We start from the raw sequence: 18,345 nt of genomic DNA, 5'->3' as shown, positions 1-18,345 counted from the left end.
CCGCGGCCGACGCCCCGCGACTCGTAGAGTCCCCGCCCATGGCCTACTTCGACTGGCACGGTGAGCCGGGGTACTTCCGCGACATCACCCGCCACTTCCCCCCGACGGCCAAGCTGCTCGACGTCGGGTGCGGCACGGGTTGGATCGCCCGGCATTTCCCCGACTACACCGGTCTCGACGGGTCGCCCGTCGCGGTCGCCGAGGCGCAGGAGCTCGGTCGCAACGTCCAGCTCGGCGACGCCGATCAGCCGCTCCCGTTCGAGGACGCGACCTTCGACGGCGTCGTCCTCAAGGACCTGCTCGAGCACGTCGCCGATCCGGTCGAGGTCGTCCGGGAAGCGCTGCGGGTACTGCGCCCAGGCGGCCTCGCGTTCGCGTCCTCGCCCGACGCCCAGCGCTGGGTCTGGAACGACTACACGCACCGCCGCCCGTTCACCCGCAAGGCGTTCCGGCTGCTCTTTGCCGACCAGGGGTTCGAGGTCGTGACCGCCGCCTACGAGTCGGTGATGCCGGGAACGTCGATCGTCTCCGCCCGGATGCCCGACCACCGTCGTCCGGCACCGCTGCGCGCCGCCGCCTGGCTGCCGATCGTGCGACGGAACGTCTGGATCCTGGCCCGGCGCCCGGCCTAGCCACGCCCGAGCCGGGCTCGCAGCGGCGCCAGGACCTCCTCCGGCACCGCTCGCAGGACCAGCACGGCGACCAGGAAGGTCAGGGTGGCCGCGCCGGTCTCGAGCACGTCGCCGACCGTGCCGGAGGTGACCGCCGCTACCGCGACGGCGACGCCACCCGCCGCGACCAGCGACGCGACGATCGCCGCCACCCATCGCCGCTCCAGTCGCAGCCCGTACCCGCCCCGGCGGAGCACCACGTAGTAGGCGAGCGCCAGCCCGATCTCGGTCGCCACCATCGCGCTCGCCGCGCCGATCGCTCCCCACTGGCGCGCGGCGACGGCGGTCAGGATCAGGCTGACGAGCAACGTCACGCCGTTCATCTGCAGCAGCGTCCGCTGGCGGTGCTGCGCCAGCAGCAGGAACGACCCGGTCGCCACCGCGAACGAGCCGATGATCGCCGCTGCGTGGACCCGGAGGACGTCGGTCGCGTCGGCGTACTTCGCACCGCCCAGGATCTCGACGGCCAGCGGCGCGCCCGCCCCGATCCCGACCGCCGCGAGCGAGCCGAGCAGGATCGTCGCCTGGTAGGTCCGCGACCCCGCGTACCCGAAGCGCGCCTGGTCCCGTCCCGCGGTGTGGGCCAGGATCGGGAACGCGCTGCTGACCGCGATCATCGCCGTTCCCACGACCACCGCGAAGACGCGGAACGAGAGCGCGAAGAGTCCGCTCTCGGTGTCCGACGTCGACAGGTCCGTAACGACCTGGGCCACGTACGGGTAGAGCGTGCCGATGCTGGTTGCCGCCGCGAACGCGATCGAGATCCGCAGCAGCCGACGCATCGCCGCCAGGTCGAAGGCCGGCGTCAGCGGCGCCAGACCGCGCGCGGCGACGAGCGCGATCACGAGCGCGACCGCCGCCGCCGGCACCGCCGCCCCGAGCAGCAGTCCGGTTCCGGCGCCCGCGACGACCAGCAGCACCTGCAGAAGCGCCTGGGAGACCTGGCGTCCGAGGTCGATCGCCCCGACCCAGCCGAGCCGCAGCGCCGCCTGGAGCGGGATCACGTAGGTCACGGGGAGGGCGTAGATCACCAGTCCCGCCCCGGCGAGGACCGTGCCCAGCCACAGCTGTCCGTCGAAGCCGGCGAGCGCCGCGAAGACGAGCATCCCGGCTGCGCCGAGCGCCATCATCGTCAGCCGCATCCCGAGCATCACCCGCATCAGGTGGTCGCGCTCCGCGCCCTTCCGCGTCACGTACTCGCGCACGCCGAGCGTGGCCAGGCCGAAGTCCGCGATCACCAGCGCGACCGTCGAGAGCGAGACGACCGTCGTGAAGCCGCCGAACCCCTCCTTGCCGAGGTGACGGGCGACGACCGAGGCCGAGACGACGGTGACCAGCGCGCCGAGGACGTAGGACACGACCCGCAGCGCCCCGCCCGAAACCACCCGTCCGCCGGCGTCGCCCGTGTCCAGCACCGCGGTCGCGTGAGGCTCCTGAGGTTCGCCGGCAGACACGACGCGCCAGCGTACTCGGCGGCTCTCCGATCGGCGGCGGTGGCGCGACGCGACGGGCCGCGAAATCCGTAGGCTTGCCCGCATGCCGAAGCGCGCCCTCATCACCGGGATCACCGGCCAGGACGGCTCCTACCTCGCCGACCTGCTGCTCGAGAAGGGGTACGAGGTGCACGGCATGGTGCGCCGGGCATCGACCGAAAAGTTCGACCGGATCGAGCACCTTCGCGACCGGATCACGCTCCACCAGGGCGACCTGCTCGACCAGCGCTCGCTCGTCGACACCCTTCGCGCGTCGCAGCCCGAGGAGATCTACAACCTGGCCGCGATGAGCTTCGTCGGCCTCTCCTGGCAGCAGCCGACGCTGACCGCCGACTTCACCGGCGTCGGGGTCACGCGGATTCTCGAGGCGATGCGCGAGGTGGCGCCCGAGGCCCGCTTCTACCAGGCGTCGTCGTCGGAGATGTTCGGCAAGGTCCGCGAGGTCCCGCAGAACGAGGACACGCCGCTCTACCCGCGCTCGCCCTACGGCGTGGCGAAGGTCTACGGCCACTTCATCACGGTCAACTACCGCGAGTCCTACGACCTCCACGCGACCAGCGGGATCCTCTTCAACCACGAGTCGCCCCGCCGCGGCCTGGAGTTCGTGACCCGCAAGATCACCTGGCACGCGGCCGCGATCAAGCTCGGCCTGCGCGAGAAGCTGGCGCTCGGCAACCTCGACGCCAAGCGCGACTGGGGCTACGCCAAGGACTACGTCCAGGCGATGTGGCTGATGCTCCAGCAGGACGATCCCGAGGACTTCGTGATCGCCACGGGCCACACCCACACCGTCCGCGAGTGCGTCGAGGTCGCGTTCGACGAGGCCGGCCTGGGCGACTGGCAGCAGTACGTCGAGATCGACCCGCGGTTCGTCCGGCCGGCCGAGGTCGACCTGTTGATCGGCGATCCGACGAAGGCGAAGGAGCGCCTCGGCTGGGTGCCCGAGACGTCCTTCGAGGAGCTGATCCGCCTGATGACGCGGGCGGATCTGGAGCTGTTGGGCGGCTGATTCAGCCGCCTAGGACACAGCCTCACGTCGCCGAACACCGGGCGGCTTGGTCGCCTTCGCGTCAACATTTGTCGCCAACAGGTTGAGCCCAGGTGCGCGCTCCAACCGCCGGTTGAGCCGCCAGAGGCGGTCGGCATGGCGAGTCAGTGCGTCGTTGTGAACGGTCAGTGGCAACAGATTCGCGCGCTTGACCCAATCGACATCAAAACCTGCGCTTTGAAGTGCCCACCGCGTCGAGCGGAGGCCCCATAGCGTGTCGTGCACCCGCATTCCGTGGTAGGGCAGTCCGCCGACCTTCGCGACGAACTCCAGCGCCGAGTACCTATTGGGCAGCTTGTAGACGAGGAGGCTTCCGCCGACCTTCAGCACCCGCCTCAGTTCTGCCAGCGAAGCCAAAGGGGCTTCGACATGTTCGAGGACCCCGCAAGAGAGAACGACGTCAAACGTCTCGTCTTCGTACGGCAGCTTGATCGGATCATTGGTCCGAAGCGCAGCCAGATCCGGATAGCGCTCAAACGGGACGCTTTCGACGCCCGGCGACTCCGGGTCGAAGTCACAAGAAGCCACGTCTCCGCCCAAGTCAGCCATCAGCTTGGAGACCTGTCCAGCGCCGCAACCCCAATCGAGGATCTTGCCTCCCTCTGCGACGCGAACGACCTCCGACGCGATCTCGGAATATTCGCGCGCCTGCAGCGCGGCCTCCAGATACTGATTAACAGCCATGAGCCTCCACGGTACCGACGACGCCTTGGGGGAGCCCCAGTTCGTATCCTGCCGCCCGCATGCACATCTGCGTCATCTACGACTGCCTCTTCCCCTGGACCGTGGGCGGCGCGGAGAAGTGGTACCGCAACCTCGCCGAGCGGTTGGCGGCTGAGGGGCATGAGGTCACCTACCTGACGCTGACGCAGTGGGACGCCGACGACGCGCCGGATCTGCCGGGCGTCACGGTGGTCCCGGTCGGGCCGCGGATGGAGCTCTACGTCGGCGACCGGAGGAAGGTCGGGCCTCCGCTGCGGTTCGGGCTCGGGGTCTTCGCCCACCTGCTGCGGCACGGCCGGCGCTACGACGTGGTCCACACCGCCTCCTTCCCCTACTTCTCGCTGCTGGCCGCCGCCGTCGCCCGGCCGCTCGGGCGCTTCCGGATCAGCTGCGATTGGCACGAGGTCTGGAGCCGCCACTACTGGCTCGAATACCTCGGCGGGTTGGGGGGCCGGATCGGCTGGACGGTCCAGCGGCTCTGCGCCTGGACGCCCCAGCGCGCCTACGCCTTCAGCCGCCTGCACGCCGGCCGCCTGCGCGAGCTCGGCCTGCGGGGCGACGTCACCGTCCTCACCGGCGAGTACGCGGGCAGCCTGGAACCGCCCGTGGCCACCCCGCCGGCCACGCCCCCGACCGTCGTCTACGCCGGCCGGATGATCCCCGAGAAGCGCGTGCCGCTGGTGGTCGACGCCGTGGCCGCCGCCCGCGAGCGGATCCCCGGTCTGCGGGCGCGGATCTTCGGCGCCGGGCCCGAGGCCGAACAGGTCACCGCGCGGATCGCCGAGCTGGGACTGGAGGACGCGGTCGAGCAGCCCGGGTTCGTCGCCGCCGAGACGGTCGACGAGGCGATGCGCACCGCCCTCTGCGTCGTCCAGCCCTCCGCCCGCGAGGGCTACGGGATGGTCGTCGTCGAGGCCTCCGCCCACGGGGTCCCCGCCGTCGTCGTCGCCGGCGAGGACAACGCCGCCGTCGAGCTGGTCGACGAGGGCGAGAACGGCTTCGTCGCCCCCGAGGCCACCGGCACCGCGATCGCCGACGCCATCGTCCGCTGCCACGAGCAGGGCGAGGCCCTCCGCGCCGGCACCCGCGCCTGGTTCGCCGCCAACGCCGACCGGCTCTCGCTCGACGGCTCGCTGCGGACCGTCGCCGCCGGCTACGCCGAGCCGAGCGCCCGCTCGTAGCTGCGCGCCGTCTCCTCGGCCGCCCGCTGCCACGAGAACCGCGCCGCCTGCGCCCGCCCCGCCGCCACCAGCCGCTCGCGCAGCTCCGCGTCCGCCAGCAGCCGCTCGATCGCCGCGGCGATCGCCCCCGGATCGTCGGGATCGAAGAGCAGCGCCGCGTCGCCCGCCACCTCGGGCAGCGACGCGCGATCGCTGCACGCCCCCGGCACGTCCCGCGCCAGCGCCTCGAGCACCGGCAGGCCGAAGCCCTCGTAGAACGACGGGAACACGTGCGCGACCGCCATCCGCCACAGCCCCTCGACGTCCGCCCGCGACAGCCAGCCCGGGAACCGCACCGCCTCGTCGACGTTGCGCGCCGCCGCCCGCCGTCGCAGCAGCGGCTCGTGCTCGGTCGCGTAGCCCGGCACCACCAGCACCGGCCGCCGCTCCGGCGGGATCCGGGCCAGCGCGTCGATCAGCCCCTCGACGTTCTTGTGCGGTCGCTTCGCCGCCATGCTCAGCAGCAGCGGCCGCGCCTCCAGCCCCAGCCGCGTCCGCAGCGCCGGCTCCGGCGTCGGCGTCACCGCGCCCGGCCCCTCGCGCGGCGGCACGGTCGTCGCCAGGTGGACCACGTCGATCTGCTCCGCCGCCGTGCCGATGAACCGCGCGACGTCGTCCTTCGTCGCCTGCGAGTCGGCGATCACCCGCCGCGAGGCCCGCACCGCCGCCGGCACCAGCACCCGCATCCCCAGCCCCCGCAGCCCGAAGTGCGCCTCGGGCGCGACCGCGTAGTGCAGGTCGTGGACCGTCGTCACCCGCGGCGGCCCACCCGCCACCCGTCCCGGACCGGTCGAGGCCAGCGAATGGACCAGATCCGCCCCCAGCTCTCCCGCGATCCGCGGCACGTAACGCTGCTCGCCCCACACCCACTGGCGCCGGTCGCGCGCGTCGACGTCCGCCACCACCGCCGGCAGCGGTCCGCTCCACGGCGCGTCGCGGTCCTCCGCCGCCACCCGGTTGACGATCGCCACCGGCTCGATCCCGTCGATCGCCGCCAGCCGCGGCAGCAGCTCGCGGGCGTAGACCTCCATCCCGCCGGTCTCGCCGGGAACGAGGTAGATCAGGTTGAGGGCGACGCGGAGGGGGGACGGCACGGCGCGCCAGATCGTCGCAGGCGCCTCAGCCGCCCGCGACGCCCAGCCGCTCGAGGTCGGCGGCGACCATCTCCGCCACCAGCCCGTCGAACGTCGCCCGCGGACGCCAGCCGAGCAGGTCGCGGGCCCGCGACGGATCGCCGACCGGCGGCCATGCCTCGGGCGGCCGCACGAAGCGCGGGTCGACCAGCACCCGGTCCTCGCCGGCGACGAATCGCTCGACCCCGGCGGCCGCGAACGCCGCGTCGACCAGGTCGCCGACGGTGTGCGGCTCCCCCGACGCCAGCACGTAGTCGCCCGGCTCGTCGTGGCGCAGCGCCAGCACCATCCCGTCGACGACGTCGCGGGCGTGCGACCAGTCGCGGACCGCCGCCTGGTCGCCCAGGGTCAGCGTCCGCTCGCGCCCGGCCGCGATCGCCGCCACGCCGCTGGTGACCTTGCGCGGCAGGAACCGCTCCGGCCGCCGCGGCGACTCGTGGTTGAAGGTGATCGCCGAGACCAGGAAGCGGTCGTGGTGCCCGCGCAGCGTCCCGACCAGCCCGTGGGCGGCGAGCTTCGCCACGCCGTAGGGGCTCCGCGGCCGCTTCGGCGCGTCCTCGGCCTGGGGCGAGACCCCGGCGTCGCCGAAGATCTCGCTCGAGCTGGCGACCAGCACCCGCACGTCGCCCGGCTGCTCGCCGGCCGCGGCCAGGACGGTGGCGGTGCCGCCGGCGATCGCGGCCATCACCTCGGTCGGATCGCGCCAGGAGTCGGGCACGAAGGTCGGGGCCGCCAGGTGGTAGATCTCGTCCGGCGCCACCGTCGCCACCGCCCGCCGCAGACCCGCCGGATCGAGCAGGTCCGCCTCCACCAGCGACACCCGCCCCTCCAGCTGCTCGAGTCCGGCCGCCGCCAGCGCTCCCTCGGCCCGGCGCACGGTCCCGATCACCTCGTCGCCGTCCGCGACCAGCCGCTCGGCGAGGTAGCCGCCGTCCTGGCCGGTGATCCCGGTGATCAGCACCCGTCGGCTCATCGAGCGGGAACGGTAGCGGAGGGTCCCGCCCCGCCGGACCGGCGCGTCCGCAAGCGCTGCACGCGAACATGCATGACGCAGTACACCCGGAGCGCCCGATAGCCTGGGAACCTGCTGTGGTGACCCGCGAAGGCCGGATCGCGGACCGCCGCAACTCTCATCCCCCGCACGGGTTCGTACCCGTGACACCGGTTCACCTGGCACCCCCGAGCCACCGAACCGCCCCTCGAACGGTCCCATCCAGATGCACCACAACGGCCAGACGGTCACCAACGCGGACGTGCTGAGCTCCCTGGCGACGCCTCCGCCGCAGGTCGAGGTGCTCGGCGTGCCCCTCGCCCTCACGACCTACGAGCGCACCCTCACGTGGATCGACGCGATGGTGGCCTCGCGCCGCCAGGGCTACGTCTGCGTCGCCGCCACCCACACGGTGATGGTCTGCCAGGAGGATCCGGAGCTGCGCGACGCCGTCCTCGGCAGCTCGCTCACGGTTCCCGACGGGCAGCCGCTGGTCTGGGCGCTCAACCTGCTCGGCCACGAGCAGCCGAACCGCGTCTACGGGCCCGACCTGATGGAGCGCCACTGCGCCCGGGCGGCCCAGAACGGCACCCGCGTCTACCTGTACGGCGGCCGCGACCGGCTGGCCCTCGACCAGCTGGCGCGCCGGCTCCGCACCCGCTTCCCCGGTCTCCGGATCGTCGGCGGCTGGTCGCCTCCCTACCGCGCCCTCGACGCGGACGAGGAGCAGCGCGTGGTCGACGAGATCAACGCCTCCGGGGCGGACGTGGTCTGGGTCGGGATCGGCGTCCCGAAGCAGGAGAAGTGGATGGCCGCGATGCGCTCGCGGCTGGACGCGCCGGTCCTGCTCGGCGTCGGCGCCGCCTTCGACTTCCACGCCGGCCTGGTGCCGCAGGCGCCCAGCTGGGTCCAGTCGATGGGCCTGGAGTGGCTCTTCCGGCTGATCCAGGAGCCGCGCCGGCTGTGGCGGCGCTACGCCCGCTACAACCCGCTCTTCGTCGCCCGCTTCGCAGCCCAGCTGGTTCGCCAGCGGCTCTCGGGCCAGCCGACGGCCCCGGTGCTCCACGGCGGCCCGCCGCCCCGGCGCACGGCGCTGCGGCGGCGCTCGGCGACCACGGCCGGACGCTGAGCCGATGACCAGCGACCCGGCCGCGCCGCGGAATGGGTCGCGGAAACGATCGTCTAGCCTCCCTGGGGTGGATCTGGACGTCGCCGTCGTCGGAATCGGGCGCGTGGGCCTGCCGCTCGCGCTGGCCTTCGCCGACCGTGGCCTGCGCACGCTCGGCGTCGACAAGGACGTCGACCGCGTCGCCACCGTCGCCGACGGGCGGATGCCGTTCTTCGAGCCCGGCGCCGAGGAGGTCCTGGAGCGGGTCCAGGCGCGCGGCGTCCTGGAGCTGACCTCGGACGTCACCCAGGCGGCGCGGGCGCGGCACATCGTGCTGACCCTCGGCACGCCGTCGTTCAGCCACATCGAGATCGACGTCAGCCAGATCCGCAGCGTCCTCGACGACCTGCTGCCGCACCTGCACGAGGGCCAGTGCGTGGTCCTGAGGTCGACGATCGCGCCCGGGACGACCGAGTTCGTCGCCGGCTACCTGGAGATGCACCGCGGGTTCACCGTCGGCCGCGACCTGTTCGTCGCCCACGTGCCGGAGCGGATCGCGGCCTCGCGCTTCTTCGACGAGATCTCGACCCTGCCCTGCATCGTCGGCGGGATCGGCGAGCGCTCGGGCGAGGTCGCCGCCGAGCCCTTCACCGCGCTCGGCGCGCCGATCGTGCAGACCACGCCGATCGAGGCCGAGCTGGCCAAGATCTGGACGAACATCCTGCGCTACACGATGTTCGCGCTGCCGAACCGGCTGATGATGGAGTGCGAGCAGTACGGCGCCAACGTCTTCGAGGTCATCGACCTGATCAACCGCGACTACCCGCGGGGCGGCATGAAGCTGCCGGGGATGACCGCCGGCACCTGCCTGCGCAAGGACTTCACCTTCAGCGAGGAGCGCTCGCCCGCGCCGGGGATGCTGCTGGCCGTCAGCCGCGTCAACGAGTCGGTGCCGCTGTTCCTGGTCGACGGGCTCAAGCGGCGGCTGCCGGGCGAGACGCTACGGGCGAAGAAGGTCGCCGTGCTCGGCCTGGCCTTCAAGTCCGACACCGACGACGAGCGCGACTCGCTGAGCTTCAAGCTGATGCGGCTGCTGGAGCGCGAGCTGGCGCTGGTCGCCGCCCACGACCCGCTCAGCCCCAGCTCGTCGCTGACGTTGGAGGAGGCGGTCACCGGCGCCGACGCCGTCGTGCTGGCCACCAACCACAGCGCCTGGCAGGACCAGGCGACGCTGGAGCGGATCGCCACCCTGGCTTCTCCCGGCGCGATCCTGGCCGATCCCTGGGACTGCTTCGAGCAGCGCGCGGTCTTCGGGGTCGCGCGCGAGCTGGCCGACGCCGGGACGGCGCCGGCGGCGACGCCGACCGTCGCCTGAGGGCGGCGAACCGGGGGCGAGCTGAGCGGGCTCGGGCGCCGCGAGCACGGCGCGCGGCAGGCGCGCGGGTCGTTAGCCTCCGCCGCCCATGTCCCGCGTTCTCGTCACCGGCGGTGCCGGCACCATCGGCGCCGCCGTCGTCCGCCGCCTGCTCTCCGACCCGCGCTTCGAGGTCCGCGTGTCCGACCAGCGCGAGGCGCCCGACTGGATGCGCGAGGGCTGCGAGATCCACCGCGGCGACCTCCGCGACCGCGACGAGGCCAAGCGGGCCACCGCCGGCTGCAGCCACGTGATCCACCTGGCGGCGATCGTCGGCGGGATCGGCAACTTCCACAAGCTGCCCTACACGCTGACCGACATGAACTCGTCGCTCTACAACAGCGTGATCGGGGCCGCGCTCGCCAGCGACGACCTGGAGCGGTTCACCTACGTCTCGTCGTCGATGGTGTTCGAGGAGGCGACCGAGTTCCCGACCACCGAGGAGCACGTCTGGTCGGTGCCGGTGCCGCGCTCGGCCTACGGCTTCAGCAAGCTGGCCGGCGAGGTCTGGGTCCGCGCCGCCCACGACGAGCACGGGCTGCCCTACACGATCTGCCGCCCGTTCAACGCCTACGGCCCGGGCGAGATGCCCGAGGATGAGCCGGGGATCGCGCACATGGTTCCCGACGTGATCAAGAAGGTGCTGGCGCTGCCCGACGGCGCGCCGCTGCCGATCTTCGGCCAGGGCGACCAGACCCGCACGCTGACCCACGTCGACGACATCGCCGACGGCGTCGTGGTGGCGACCGGCCACGAGGCGGGGCTGAACGAGGACTTCAACGTCTCGGCCTCGGACGAGCGGACCGTCGCCAACATCTGCGAGGTCATCTGGGAGCAGTGCGGCCGCCGCGACGAGCTGACCTTCGAGCACCTGCCGACCTTCCAGGTCGACGTCCAGCGGCGCTGGCCGAGCGTCGAGAAGGCCGAGCGGCTGCTCGGCTGGAAGGCCCGGATCCCGCTCGACCAGGGAATCGCCGACACGGTCCGCTGGCTGAGGCAGGTGACCGCCGGCTAGGCGATTCAACGTTTGAACGATCATGCGTTTTATCGTATGATCGTTCGATGTTGTTTCGGCTGCCAGCGCTCGACGCGCGGCTGACCGCGCGGATCGCCGAGCTGGACGAGGCCCGTCGCCTGCTCGGCAGGCAGGTCGGCCAGGCCTCGCCGTGGAGCGGCGAGCTGCGGCGGACGATGCGGGCCGACGCCGCCCACAGCTCGGTCTCGATCGAGGGCTTCTCGGTGCCGGTCGAGCAGCTGCGGAGCGTCGCCGCCGGGCACGCCGACGAGCGCGACCGCGACCAGCAGGCCGTCGCCCACTACGCGCGGGCGATCGACCACGTGGCGGCGATGGCCGAGGATCCCGGCTTCGCCTGGTCGACGCGGGCGATCCTCGACCTCCACTTCGACTGCTGCGCGTTCCAGCGCGAGCACCGTCCCGGGCGCTGGCGCCAGGGGCCGATCGCGGTCACCGCACCCGAGGGCGGGCTGGCCTACCAGGCGCCCCCGGCCGACGAGGTCCCGGCGCTGATGGACGAGGTCGTCGCCTGGCTGGAGGAGGGCGACCTCGACGCCCCGACCGTCGTCCGCGCCGCGATGGCGCACCTGCACGTCGTCTCGGTCCACCCCTTCGCCGACGGCAACGGCCGGGTGTCGCGGATCGTGCAGTCGCTGGCGCTCGCCCGCGACGGCCTGCTCGCCCCGGAGGTCGGGTCGATCGAGGAGTACCTGGGCCGTCACACCGGCGACTACTACGCGGCCCTGCGGGCGGCCCAGGGCGGCCGCTACCAGCCGCAGCGCGACGCCACGCCGTGGGTGGCCTTCTGCGTCGAGGCGCACCTGGAGGAGGCCCACCGGCGCCTGCGCCTGATCGACGAGGCCAGCCGCCGCTGGCAGATCCTCGAGCGGCTGGCCCGTCGCCGCGCCTGGCCCGACCGGCTGGTGATCGCCCTCGAGCAGAGCGCCTTCGGGCCGGTCGACCGCCGCGGCTACGCGGCCGAGGCGGACGTCTCGACGGCGACGGCCAGCGGCGACCTGCGGCGGCTGGCCGACGCCGGACTGCTCGATCCGCACGGCAGCGGCCGCGGCGCCCACTACCGAGCGTCGGCGCAGCTGCGGTCGGCGATCGACGACGGCTGAGCGCCGCTCAGGCCAGCGCCCGGCGGGCGTCCTGCGCGGCCTCGCGGTCGGCGGTGCCGGGGGCGTTCCAGGCCGCCCAGGCGCCCTCGACCATCTGCTCCAGGCCGCGGCCGGGCTTCCAGCCGAAGTCGCGCTCGATCCGCTCGGCCGAGCCGACGATCTTCGCCGGGTCGCCGGGCCGACGGGGGGCGACCTCGTAGCCGAGCGCGGTCCGGCCGACCTGGTCGAGGATCGCCTCGATGATCTGGCGCACCGACACGCCCTCGCCGCGGCCGACGTTGTAGGCCGGGGCCAGCTCGCGCTCCTCCTCCAGCAGGACGGCGGCCCGCAGGTGGGCCTCGGCCAGGTCGACCACGTCGACGTAGTCGCGGATGCAGGAGCCGTCGGGCGTCGGGTAGTCGTCGCCGAAGACCTTCGGCTGGACGGGCGGATCCGCGGTCAGCGCCCGGAAGACGAGCGGGAACAGGTTGTAGGGGCTGTGGTCGACGATCGCCGTCTGGCCGCCCGCCGGCGTCCCCGCCCCGACGACGTTGAAGTAGCGCAGCGAGGTGTGGCGCAGCGACGGCCGCGCGCGGGCCTGGTCGCGGATCAGCCACTCGCCGATCAGCTTCGACTCGCCGTAGGGGCTCTCCGGGCGCTGGCGATCGTCCTCGGTGACGATCTCGCCCTCCATCGTCCCGTAGGTCGCCGACGAGGAGGAGAAGACGAGCCGGTCGATCTCGCGCTCGGCCATCTCGGCCAGCAGCACGCGGGTGCCCTCGACGTTCGCGCGGTAGAAGTCGAGCGGCACGTTGACCGACTCGCCCGCGTACTTCAGGCCCGCCAGGTGGATCACGCCGTCGAGCGGCTGGGCGTCGAGCGCGGCCGCCACCGCCTCGCGGTCCTCGACCCGTCCCTCGTGCAGGACCACGCCCTCGGGCACGAACTCGCGGAAGCCGGACGAGAGGTCGTCGAGCACGACGACCTCGCGGCCGGCGGCCAGGAACGCCTGCACGATGTGGGCGCCGATGTAGCCGGCGCCCCCGGTCAGCAGCCAGGGCATGCGCGGCAGTCTATGGAGGGGGCGCGCCGCCGCGCCCCGCTCACCGCCGCCGGGTCGCGCGCGCCAGCACGGCCAGCAGCACGGCGATCGCGGAGACCGCCAGCGCCAGCGCGACCACCGTGGCCGCGATCGATCCGCCGGGCCGCGCGAGGGCGTCCTGCAGCAGCAGCGCCCCGACCAGCGTCGCCCCCGCGCCGGCGGCGAGCGCGACCGCCGCGGCCACCGCGCGCCGGTCGCGGCGCCAGCGACCCGTGGCCACGCCCAGCGCCATCAACGCCAGTCTCGCCCCGACCGCCGTGCCGAGCAGCACGGCGCCGACCCAGGTGCCCGCCGGGGTACCGCCGTCGTCGTACTCACCGACCGCCTCGAGCAGCCAGAGGAACAGCGGCGGGACCGCGAAGGCCAGGCCGGCGGCGATCGCCAGCGCCAGCGCCGCCAGCGAGCGCAAGGCCCGGCGAGCGGGCGCGACCGAGGGCGTCGGTTCGGCGGTGTGGGTGGCGAGCAGGGCGGTCATGGTTGCGGGCTGGGTTCGAGCGGGTCGGTCGTCCTATCGACCGGTGGTCAGCAAAGCGTAGCGGCCTGCCGACCGACGGTCAACAAGCGAGGTAGCGTCATTTCGTCCCTGCGCGGGCGAACCGGTGGGGATCGGCCCCGCGATGCGGCGCGAGATGACGCCAGTTCCCTCCGGGGGGCGGGGCGGGCGCGGACGCGCGGGTCAGCCGCCGAGGGCGGCGGCGTAGACCGCGGCCAGGCGGTCGGCGATCGCCGCCGGATCGGTCAGCCGCGCGGCGGCGTCGCGCTGGCGGGCGCCGGCGGCGGCGTCGCCGGCCAGCCGCTCCCAGGCCGCCGCGAGCGCGACCGGGTCGCCAGGCGGGACGCGGGCGTCGTCGGGCACCAGCTCGCGCAGCGCCCCGACGTCGCTGGCCACCACCGGCAGGCCGCGCAGCATCGCCTCGGCCGCGGCCAGGCCGAAGGTCTCGTGGGCCAGCGACGGCACCAGCTCGAGCGCGGCGGTGGCCCGCAGCCGCTCCAGTCCCGCGCGGTCGAGGCGGCCCGCGAAGCGCACCTGCGGCAGGTCGGCCGCGGCGGCCCGCAGCGCCGGTTCGTCGGGCCCGTCGTTGGCGATCACCAGCGACCGGCCGTTGATCCGGGCGGCCTCGATGGCGACTGCCGTGCCCTTCTCGGCCGCCAGCCGGCCCGCGACGACCGCCGGGCCGTCCGGGTCGGGCGCGATCGGCGGGCCGGGCACGACCGGGTGCGGCAGCACGTGGACGCGCTCCGGCGGCAGCTCGATCCCGAGCGCGCGCAGCCGCTCCAGCGCCGCCCGGCTGGGCACCACCACGACGTCGGCCGCGGCCAGCAGGCCCGGCTGCTGGCGGGCGATCCCGGCGGCGTAGGCGGCGCCCTCCGCCAGGCCGCCGCGGCAGCGGTGGCGGAGGCCGGGCCGCACGTCGCGGCCGTGGCAGAGCGTGCAGTCGTGGCCGTCGCGGACGCAGGTCCCGACCGCGCAGACCAGCCGGTAGTTGTGCAGCTGGAGGACGACCGCCGCCCCCGCCGCCCGCGCGGCCCGCAGCGCGCGGACGCCGAAGGTCGGGTGCAGGTTGTGGGCGTGGACGATCCGGGCGCCGACCCGCCGGACCTCGTCGGCGACCTGCTCCGGATCGAGCCCGCCGCGCAGCAGGCCCGCCGCCGCCCGGGCGCCGGAGAGCTCGGCCGAGTCGCGCTCCAGCAGGGTCGTCGGCTCGACCAGCCGCTCCTCGGTCAGGTCGCGGAGGGACGCGATCGCCCGCTCCTCGCCCCCGAGGGTCCGGTAGCGGTGGTGCAGGTGCAGGATCACCGTCGCCGACGCTAGCGAGCGGCGGGGTCCGTCGGCGCCACCGGCGGCTGGCGGCGGTAGCGCGAGCGGATCCGCTGGTCCTTCTCCGGCCCCGTCACCCGCCAGTCGACGGCCAGCGCGTCGCCGTCGGGCACCCACAGCCGGCCGCCGTAGCGATCGGCCCGGCAGGGGTGGTCGACCACGCAGGCTCCGGACCGCAGGTCGAGCGGGTGGAACGGCCGGCCGTCGTCGAAGCGGACCAGCCAGGCGTCGCCGTCGGGGACGATCGCCAGCGTGCGGGTGGCGTCGCCGGCGTAGCCGCCCAGCCGCACCGTCGCCCGTTCGCGCCAGGCGATCGCGTCGCCGTCGCGGACGAACTCCGCCGTCCCGGAGACCTCGCCCCGCTCATCCCGCCGCCGGTCCTCGATCGTCCGCTCCAGCCGCCAGCGCCCGAGCAGGAAGGCGGGCAGGTCGGCGACCGGCAGCGGGGCCGGCGCGCGGTCGGCGGCGGACGCGGGCACGGTCCCAGGGTAGACCGCCCGGGCGGCCGCTCCCGTAGCCTCGTGCTGCCCGATGCCCGCCCCGCCCTCCGCGACCGTCTCGGTGATCGTGCCCGTGAAGGACGGGGCCCGCCACCTGCCCGCGCTGCTGGCCGCGCTCGCCCGCCAGCCGGCCCACGAGCTGCTGATCGTCGACTCCGGCTCGCGCGACGGCTCGGTCGCGCTGGCCCGCGCCGCCGGGGCGACGGTGCTGGAGATCCCGCCGGCGAGCTTCCGCCACGGGCCGACCCGCAACTGGGCGGCCGAGCGCACCGGCGGCGAGCTGCTCTGCTTCCTGACCCAGGACGCGGTCCCGGTCGACGGCTGGCTGGCGGCGATCGTCGACGCCTTCGCCGCCGACCCGCGGATCGGGGCGCTCTTCGGCCCGCAGCTGCCGCGGCCGGACAGCTCGCCGATGGTCGCCCGCGAGCTGGAGACGTTCTTCGCCGCCTTCTCCCCCGACGGGACGACGACGGTCGACGACCAGCCGCGCTTCCTCTCCAACGTCAACGCCGCCTACCGCCGCGCCTGCTGGGAGCAGCTGCGCTTCCGCGACCTCGCCTACGCCGAGGACCAGGCGTTCGCGCGCGACCTCGGGCCGAGCGCGTGGCGAGCGGCCTACGTGCCGGCGGCGGCGGTGGTCCACGCCCACGACTACGGGCCGGTCGACTTCGCCCGCCGGACCTTCGACGAGTACCGCGGCCTGCGGGCGGCGACCGGTCACCGCGAGCCGTTCCGGCCGAAGGCGGCGCTCGGCGGGGCGCTGCGGCTGACCCGCGCCGACCGGGCCTGGATGCGCGCCCACGGCTGGCCGCGCGGCCGCCGCGCCTGGTGGACCGGGCGGGCGCTGCTGCACCACGGCAGCCGGCGGGTCTTCGCCGCCCTCGGCTCCCGGGCCGAGCGGCTGCCGGCACCGGTCCGGCGGGCGCTCTCGCTCGAGCGGCGCGGCGACTAGGAGCGGCTCGGCAGCCGCCGCGTCACCCGCAGGTAGAGCTGCTCCAGCAGCCAGCGGCGGCGCCGGTGGGGCAGGTTCTTCTCGACGTAGCGGGCGATCGAGGTCTCCAGGTGCTCCTCGCGGCGAGCCACCACCCCGCCGACGTGGCGCGCCGACACCCGCGGGTCATAGACGATCCGGCCGCCGGCCCGCCGCAGCTGCAGGCACAGATCCTCCTCCTCCTTGTAGAGGAAGAACCGGGGATCGAAGCCGCCGACGGCCGCGAACGCGCTCCGCCGCAGCAGCAGGAAGGCGCCCGAGACCCAGGCGACGTCGAGCGGCTGCCGGCGCGGCCGCCAGTGGGCGTGGCCGGCGCCGTTGGCGACCCGCGCCCGCAGCCCCCGCAGCTCGCCGTGGTCCCAGACCTGCGGCGCGCCCTCGGCGGTCCGCAGCAGCGGCCCGACGGCGACCACGGCGGGATCGTCGAAGTGGGCCAGCAGCGGCCGCAGGACCCCCCGCTGCTCGATCGCGACGTCCGGGTTCAGGCAGCAGAGGAAGGGCGAGTCCTCGTGCGCGGCCAGCAGGTCGTGGCCGCCGCCGAAGCCGAGGTTGTCGGCGCTGAGGACGAGCTCGACCCGATCGCCGTGGCCCGCGACCAGGTCGGCCAGGTCGTCGCCGGAGCCGTTCTCCAGCACCAGCACGCGGTGGTCGATCCCGCTCGCGGCCAGCTCGTCGAGCAGCCCGTCGAGGCACCGCTCCAGGTACGAGCGGGTGCGGAAGTTGACGATCTGGACGACGAGCTGCGGCGACACGGCGGCGGGCGCGGCGGAGGACGGGGGCGCGCCGCGCGACCCTACCGGCGATCATCCCCGGCATGTCCCGGCTGCGCGCGCTGCTCCGCCTTCCCGCCGCCCCGACGGCGATCCGGATCCCGGACGGGCTGCTCGAGGTCCAGCGCGACGGCGCCGCCCCGCTGGTCCCGGCCCGCACCGGCGACGAGCCGCTGGAGGTGGCCTTCGTCGTCCCCTCCTTCCGCACGGTCAGCGGCGGCCACACCACGATCGCCAACGTCGTGCGGGCGCTCGAGGGCCGCGGGCTGCGCTGCTCGGTCTGGATCCTGGACGACGACGCGCGGTCCGGCGGCGGCGGCGATCCGACGGCGCTGGTCGAGGGCTTCCGGGCTGCGTTCGGGGCGATCGCCGGGCCGGTCCACGCCGGGCTCGACGGCTGGCGCGGGACCGACGTGCTGGTCGCGACCGCCTGGCAGACCGTCCCCGCGGCGCTGCGGCTGCCCGACGTCGCCGCCCGGGCCTACCTGGTCCAGGACCACGAGCCCGAGTTCTACCCGACCTCGGCCGAGCGCGAATGGGCCGCCTGGACCTACCGCCAGGGGCTCCACTGCATCGTCGCCTCGCCGTGGCTGGAGGAGGTCGTCGGCCGCGAGCACGGAGCCTCGGCCAGCCGCTTCGACATCGGCGTCGACCACGAGCTGTACCGCCCCGGCGACGGCCCGCGGCGCGACGACCAGGTGCTCTTCTACGCCCGCGCCACCACCGCCCGCCGCGGCGTGCCGCTGGGGATCCTGGCCCTGGAGGAGCTGCACCGCCGGCGACCGGGGACGGAGATCTGCCTCTTCGGCGAGGAGCGGCGGGTGGCGACCGCCCTCCCCCACCGCCACCTGGGCGTGCGGACCCGGGCCGAGCTGGCCGACCTCTACCGCCAGGCGACGGTCGGGATGGTGCTGTCGCTGACCAACCCGTCGCTGATCCCGCACGAGATGCTGGCCTGCGGGCTGCCGTGCGTCGACGTGGCCAGCGCCAGCAGCCTGGCCGTCCACGGCAGCGACGGCCCGGTGGCGCTGGCGGCACTCGCCCCGGCCGCGCTCGCGACCACGATCGAGCGGCTGCTCGACGACCCCGGCGAGCGCGAGCGGCGGCGGGCGGCCGGCGTCGTCCACTGCGCCCCCTTCACCTGGCGGCGGACCGGCGAGCAGGTCGAGGCCGGGCTGCGGACCGCGCTGGCCCGGGCCGGCGGCTGAACCGGAAGGTCACCGGTGGCGGCGGGGCGGTGCCGTAGC

The 18,345-nt window shown here is 74.4% G+C and carries 18 protein-coding genes; 9 read left to right on the top strand and 9 right to left on the bottom strand.

Going from position 1 to position 18,345, the window contains the following annotated elements; genetic code table 11:
• The first annotated feature begins 38 nt into the window (after positions 1–38).
• Positions 39–632 carry a class I SAM-dependent methyltransferase gene (locus SH587_RS08970; protein ID WP_320670252.1) on the top strand — a complete coding sequence of 198 codons (594 nt, stop codon included), beginning with the start codon at positions 39–41 and terminating at the stop codon, positions 630–632.
• On the opposite strand, the gene SH587_RS08965 is transcribed toward SH587_RS08970, so the two are convergent.
• A complete protein-coding gene (locus SH587_RS08965; protein ID WP_320670251.1) occupies positions 629–2,086 on the bottom strand; it encodes an oligosaccharide flippase family protein in 1,458 nt (485 codons plus the stop codon). The two genes, SH587_RS08970 and SH587_RS08965, sit on opposite strands and share 4 nt — an antisense overlap.
• A gap of 121 nt (positions 2,087–2,207) precedes the next feature.
• Here SH587_RS08965 and gmd point away from each other — a divergent pair, with 121 nt between their 5' ends.
• Positions 2,208–3,173: a GDP-mannose 4,6-dehydratase gene (gene gmd / locus SH587_RS08960; RefSeq protein WP_320670250.1), complete on the top strand. Its 966-nt coding sequence runs from the start codon at positions 2,208–2,210 to the stop codon at positions 3,171–3,173.
• A gap of 9 nt (positions 3,174–3,182) precedes the next feature.
• Here gmd and SH587_RS08955 read toward each other — a convergent pair whose 3' ends face one another.
• Entirely contained in the window at positions 3,183–3,896 is a 714-nt protein-coding gene (locus tag SH587_RS08955; RefSeq protein WP_320670249.1) for a class I SAM-dependent methyltransferase, read from the bottom strand.
• A 59-nt stretch (positions 3,897–3,955) separates the two neighbouring features.
• Between SH587_RS08955 and SH587_RS08950 the strand changes: the two genes are divergently transcribed.
• On the top strand, positions 3,956–5,116 hold the full coding sequence (locus SH587_RS08950) for a glycosyltransferase family 4 protein (RefSeq protein ID WP_320670248.1): 1,161 nt from the start codon (positions 3,956–3,958) through the stop codon (positions 5,114–5,116).
• On the opposite strand, the gene SH587_RS08945 is transcribed toward SH587_RS08950, so the two are convergent.
• Positions 5,089–6,249, bottom strand: coding sequence for a glycosyltransferase family 4 protein (locus tag SH587_RS08945; RefSeq protein ID WP_320670247.1), 1,161 nt, complete (start codon positions 6,247–6,249; stop codon positions 5,089–5,091). The genes SH587_RS08950 and SH587_RS08945 overlap by 28 nt on opposite strands.
• A 25-nt stretch (positions 6,250–6,274) precedes the next feature.
• Positions 6,275–7,261: a GDP-mannose 4,6-dehydratase gene (locus SH587_RS08940; RefSeq protein ID WP_320670246.1), complete on the bottom strand. Its 987-nt coding sequence runs from the start codon at positions 7,259–7,261 to the stop codon at positions 6,275–6,277.
• 244 nt (positions 7,262–7,505) lie between these two features.
• Here SH587_RS08940 and SH587_RS08935 point away from each other — a divergent pair, with 244 nt between their 5' ends.
• The 4 genes from SH587_RS08935 to SH587_RS08920 all read left to right on the top strand — a co-directional run bounded on the left by SH587_RS08935 (position 7,506) and on the right by SH587_RS08920 (position 11,937).
• A complete protein-coding gene (locus SH587_RS08935; protein WP_320670245.1) occupies positions 7,506–8,408 on the top strand; it encodes a WecB/TagA/CpsF family glycosyltransferase in 903 nt (300 codons plus the stop codon).
• Between the two features lie 67 nt (positions 8,409–8,475).
• Positions 8,476–9,762, top strand: a complete 1,287-nt coding sequence (locus tag SH587_RS08930; RefSeq protein WP_320670244.1) for a nucleotide sugar dehydrogenase — start codon at positions 8,476–8,478, stop codon at positions 9,760–9,762.
• An 88-nt stretch (positions 9,763–9,850) separates the two neighbouring features.
• Entirely contained in the window at positions 9,851–10,816 is a 966-nt protein-coding gene (locus tag SH587_RS08925; protein ID WP_320670243.1) for an NAD-dependent epimerase/dehydratase family protein, read from the top strand.
• A 47-nt stretch (positions 10,817–10,863) separates the two neighbouring features.
• Complete coding sequence (locus tag SH587_RS08920) at positions 10,864–11,937, top strand: Fic family protein (RefSeq protein WP_320670242.1); 1,074 nt, start codon at positions 10,864–10,866, stop codon at positions 11,935–11,937.
• A 7-nt stretch (positions 11,938–11,944) separates the two neighbouring features.
• Here SH587_RS08920 and galE read toward each other — a convergent pair whose 3' ends face one another.
• The 4 genes from galE to SH587_RS08900 form a co-directional block, all read right to left on the bottom strand.
• Positions 11,945–12,979, bottom strand: coding sequence for a UDP-glucose 4-epimerase GalE (gene galE / locus SH587_RS08915; RefSeq protein ID WP_320670241.1), 1,035 nt, complete (start codon positions 12,977–12,979; stop codon positions 11,945–11,947).
• Between the two features lie 40 nt (positions 12,980–13,019).
• Positions 13,020–13,493 (bottom strand): hypothetical protein, encoded by a 474-nt coding sequence (locus tag SH587_RS08910; protein WP_320670240.1) that lies wholly within the window; start codon positions 13,491–13,493, stop codon positions 13,020–13,022.
• Between the two features lie 201 nt (positions 13,494–13,694).
• Positions 13,695–14,816: a glycosyltransferase family 4 protein gene (locus SH587_RS08905; RefSeq protein ID WP_320670239.1), complete on the bottom strand. Its 1,122-nt coding sequence runs from the start codon at positions 14,814–14,816 to the stop codon at positions 13,695–13,697.
• 11 nt (positions 14,817–14,827) lie between these two features.
• Entirely contained in the window at positions 14,828–15,316 is a 489-nt protein-coding gene (locus SH587_RS08900) for a DUF6314 family protein (protein ID WP_320670238.1), read from the bottom strand.
• 52 nt (positions 15,317–15,368) lie between these two features.
• Here SH587_RS08900 and SH587_RS08895 point away from each other — a divergent pair, with 52 nt between their 5' ends.
• A complete protein-coding gene (locus tag SH587_RS08895) occupies positions 15,369–16,289 on the top strand; it encodes a glycosyltransferase family 2 protein (protein WP_320670237.1) in 921 nt (306 codons plus the stop codon).
• On the opposite strand, the gene SH587_RS08890 is transcribed toward SH587_RS08895, so the two are convergent.
• A complete protein-coding gene (locus SH587_RS08890) occupies positions 16,286–17,080 on the bottom strand; it encodes a glycosyltransferase family 2 protein (protein ID WP_320670236.1) in 795 nt (264 codons plus the stop codon). The two genes, SH587_RS08895 and SH587_RS08890, sit on opposite strands and share 4 nt — an antisense overlap.
• A 62-nt stretch (positions 17,081–17,142) precedes the next feature.
• Between SH587_RS08890 and SH587_RS08885 the strand changes: the two genes are divergently transcribed.
• Positions 17,143–18,306, top strand: a complete 1,164-nt coding sequence (locus tag SH587_RS08885; RefSeq protein WP_320670235.1) for a glycosyltransferase family 4 protein — start codon at positions 17,143–17,145, stop codon at positions 18,304–18,306.
• Positions 18,307–18,345 lie beyond the last annotated feature (39 nt).

It is taken from the genome of Patulibacter defluvii (assembly GCF_034096925.1).
Lineage (GTDB): Bacteria > Actinomycetota > Thermoleophilia > Solirubrobacterales > Solirubrobacteraceae > Patulibacter > Patulibacter defluvii.
This window is presented reverse-complemented; position numbering and strand designations above follow the sequence as displayed.

Coding starts and splice junctions, on each gene's coding strand:
- SH587_RS08970 (WP_320670252.1), top strand. CDS start 39: ATGGCCTACTTCGACTGGCACGGTGAGCCGGGGTACTTCCGCGACATC.
- gmd (WP_320670250.1), top strand. CDS start 2,208: ATGCCGAAGCGCGCCCTCATCACCGGGATCACCGGCCAGGACGGCTCC.
- SH587_RS08955 (WP_320670249.1), bottom strand. CDS start 3,896: ATGGCTGTTAATCAGTATCTGGAGGCCGCGCTGCAGGCGCGCGAATAT.
- SH587_RS08950 (WP_320670248.1), top strand. CDS start 3,956: ATGCACATCTGCGTCATCTACGACTGCCTCTTCCCCTGGACCGTGGGC.
- SH587_RS08940 (WP_320670246.1), bottom strand. CDS start 7,261: ATGAGCCGACGGGTGCTGATCACCGGGATCACCGGCCAGGACGGCGGC.
- SH587_RS08935 (WP_320670245.1), top strand. CDS start 7,506: ATGCACCACAACGGCCAGACGGTCACCAACGCGGACGTGCTGAGCTCC.
- SH587_RS08925 (WP_320670243.1), top strand. CDS start 9,851: ATGTCCCGCGTTCTCGTCACCGGCGGTGCCGGCACCATCGGCGCCGCC.
- SH587_RS08920 (WP_320670242.1), top strand. CDS start 10,864: ATGTTGTTTCGGCTGCCAGCGCTCGACGCGCGGCTGACCGCGCGGATC.
- galE (WP_320670241.1), bottom strand. CDS start 12,979: ATGCCCTGGCTGCTGACCGGGGGCGCCGGCTACATCGGCGCCCACATC.
- SH587_RS08910 (WP_320670240.1), bottom strand. CDS start 13,493: ATGACCGCCCTGCTCGCCACCCACACCGCCGAACCGACGCCCTCGGTC.
- SH587_RS08895 (WP_320670237.1), top strand. CDS start 15,369: ATGCCCGCCCCGCCCTCCGCGACCGTCTCGGTGATCGTGCCCGTGAAG.
- SH587_RS08885 (WP_320670235.1), top strand. CDS start 17,143: ATGTCCCGGCTGCGCGCGCTGCTCCGCCTTCCCGCCGCCCCGACGGCG.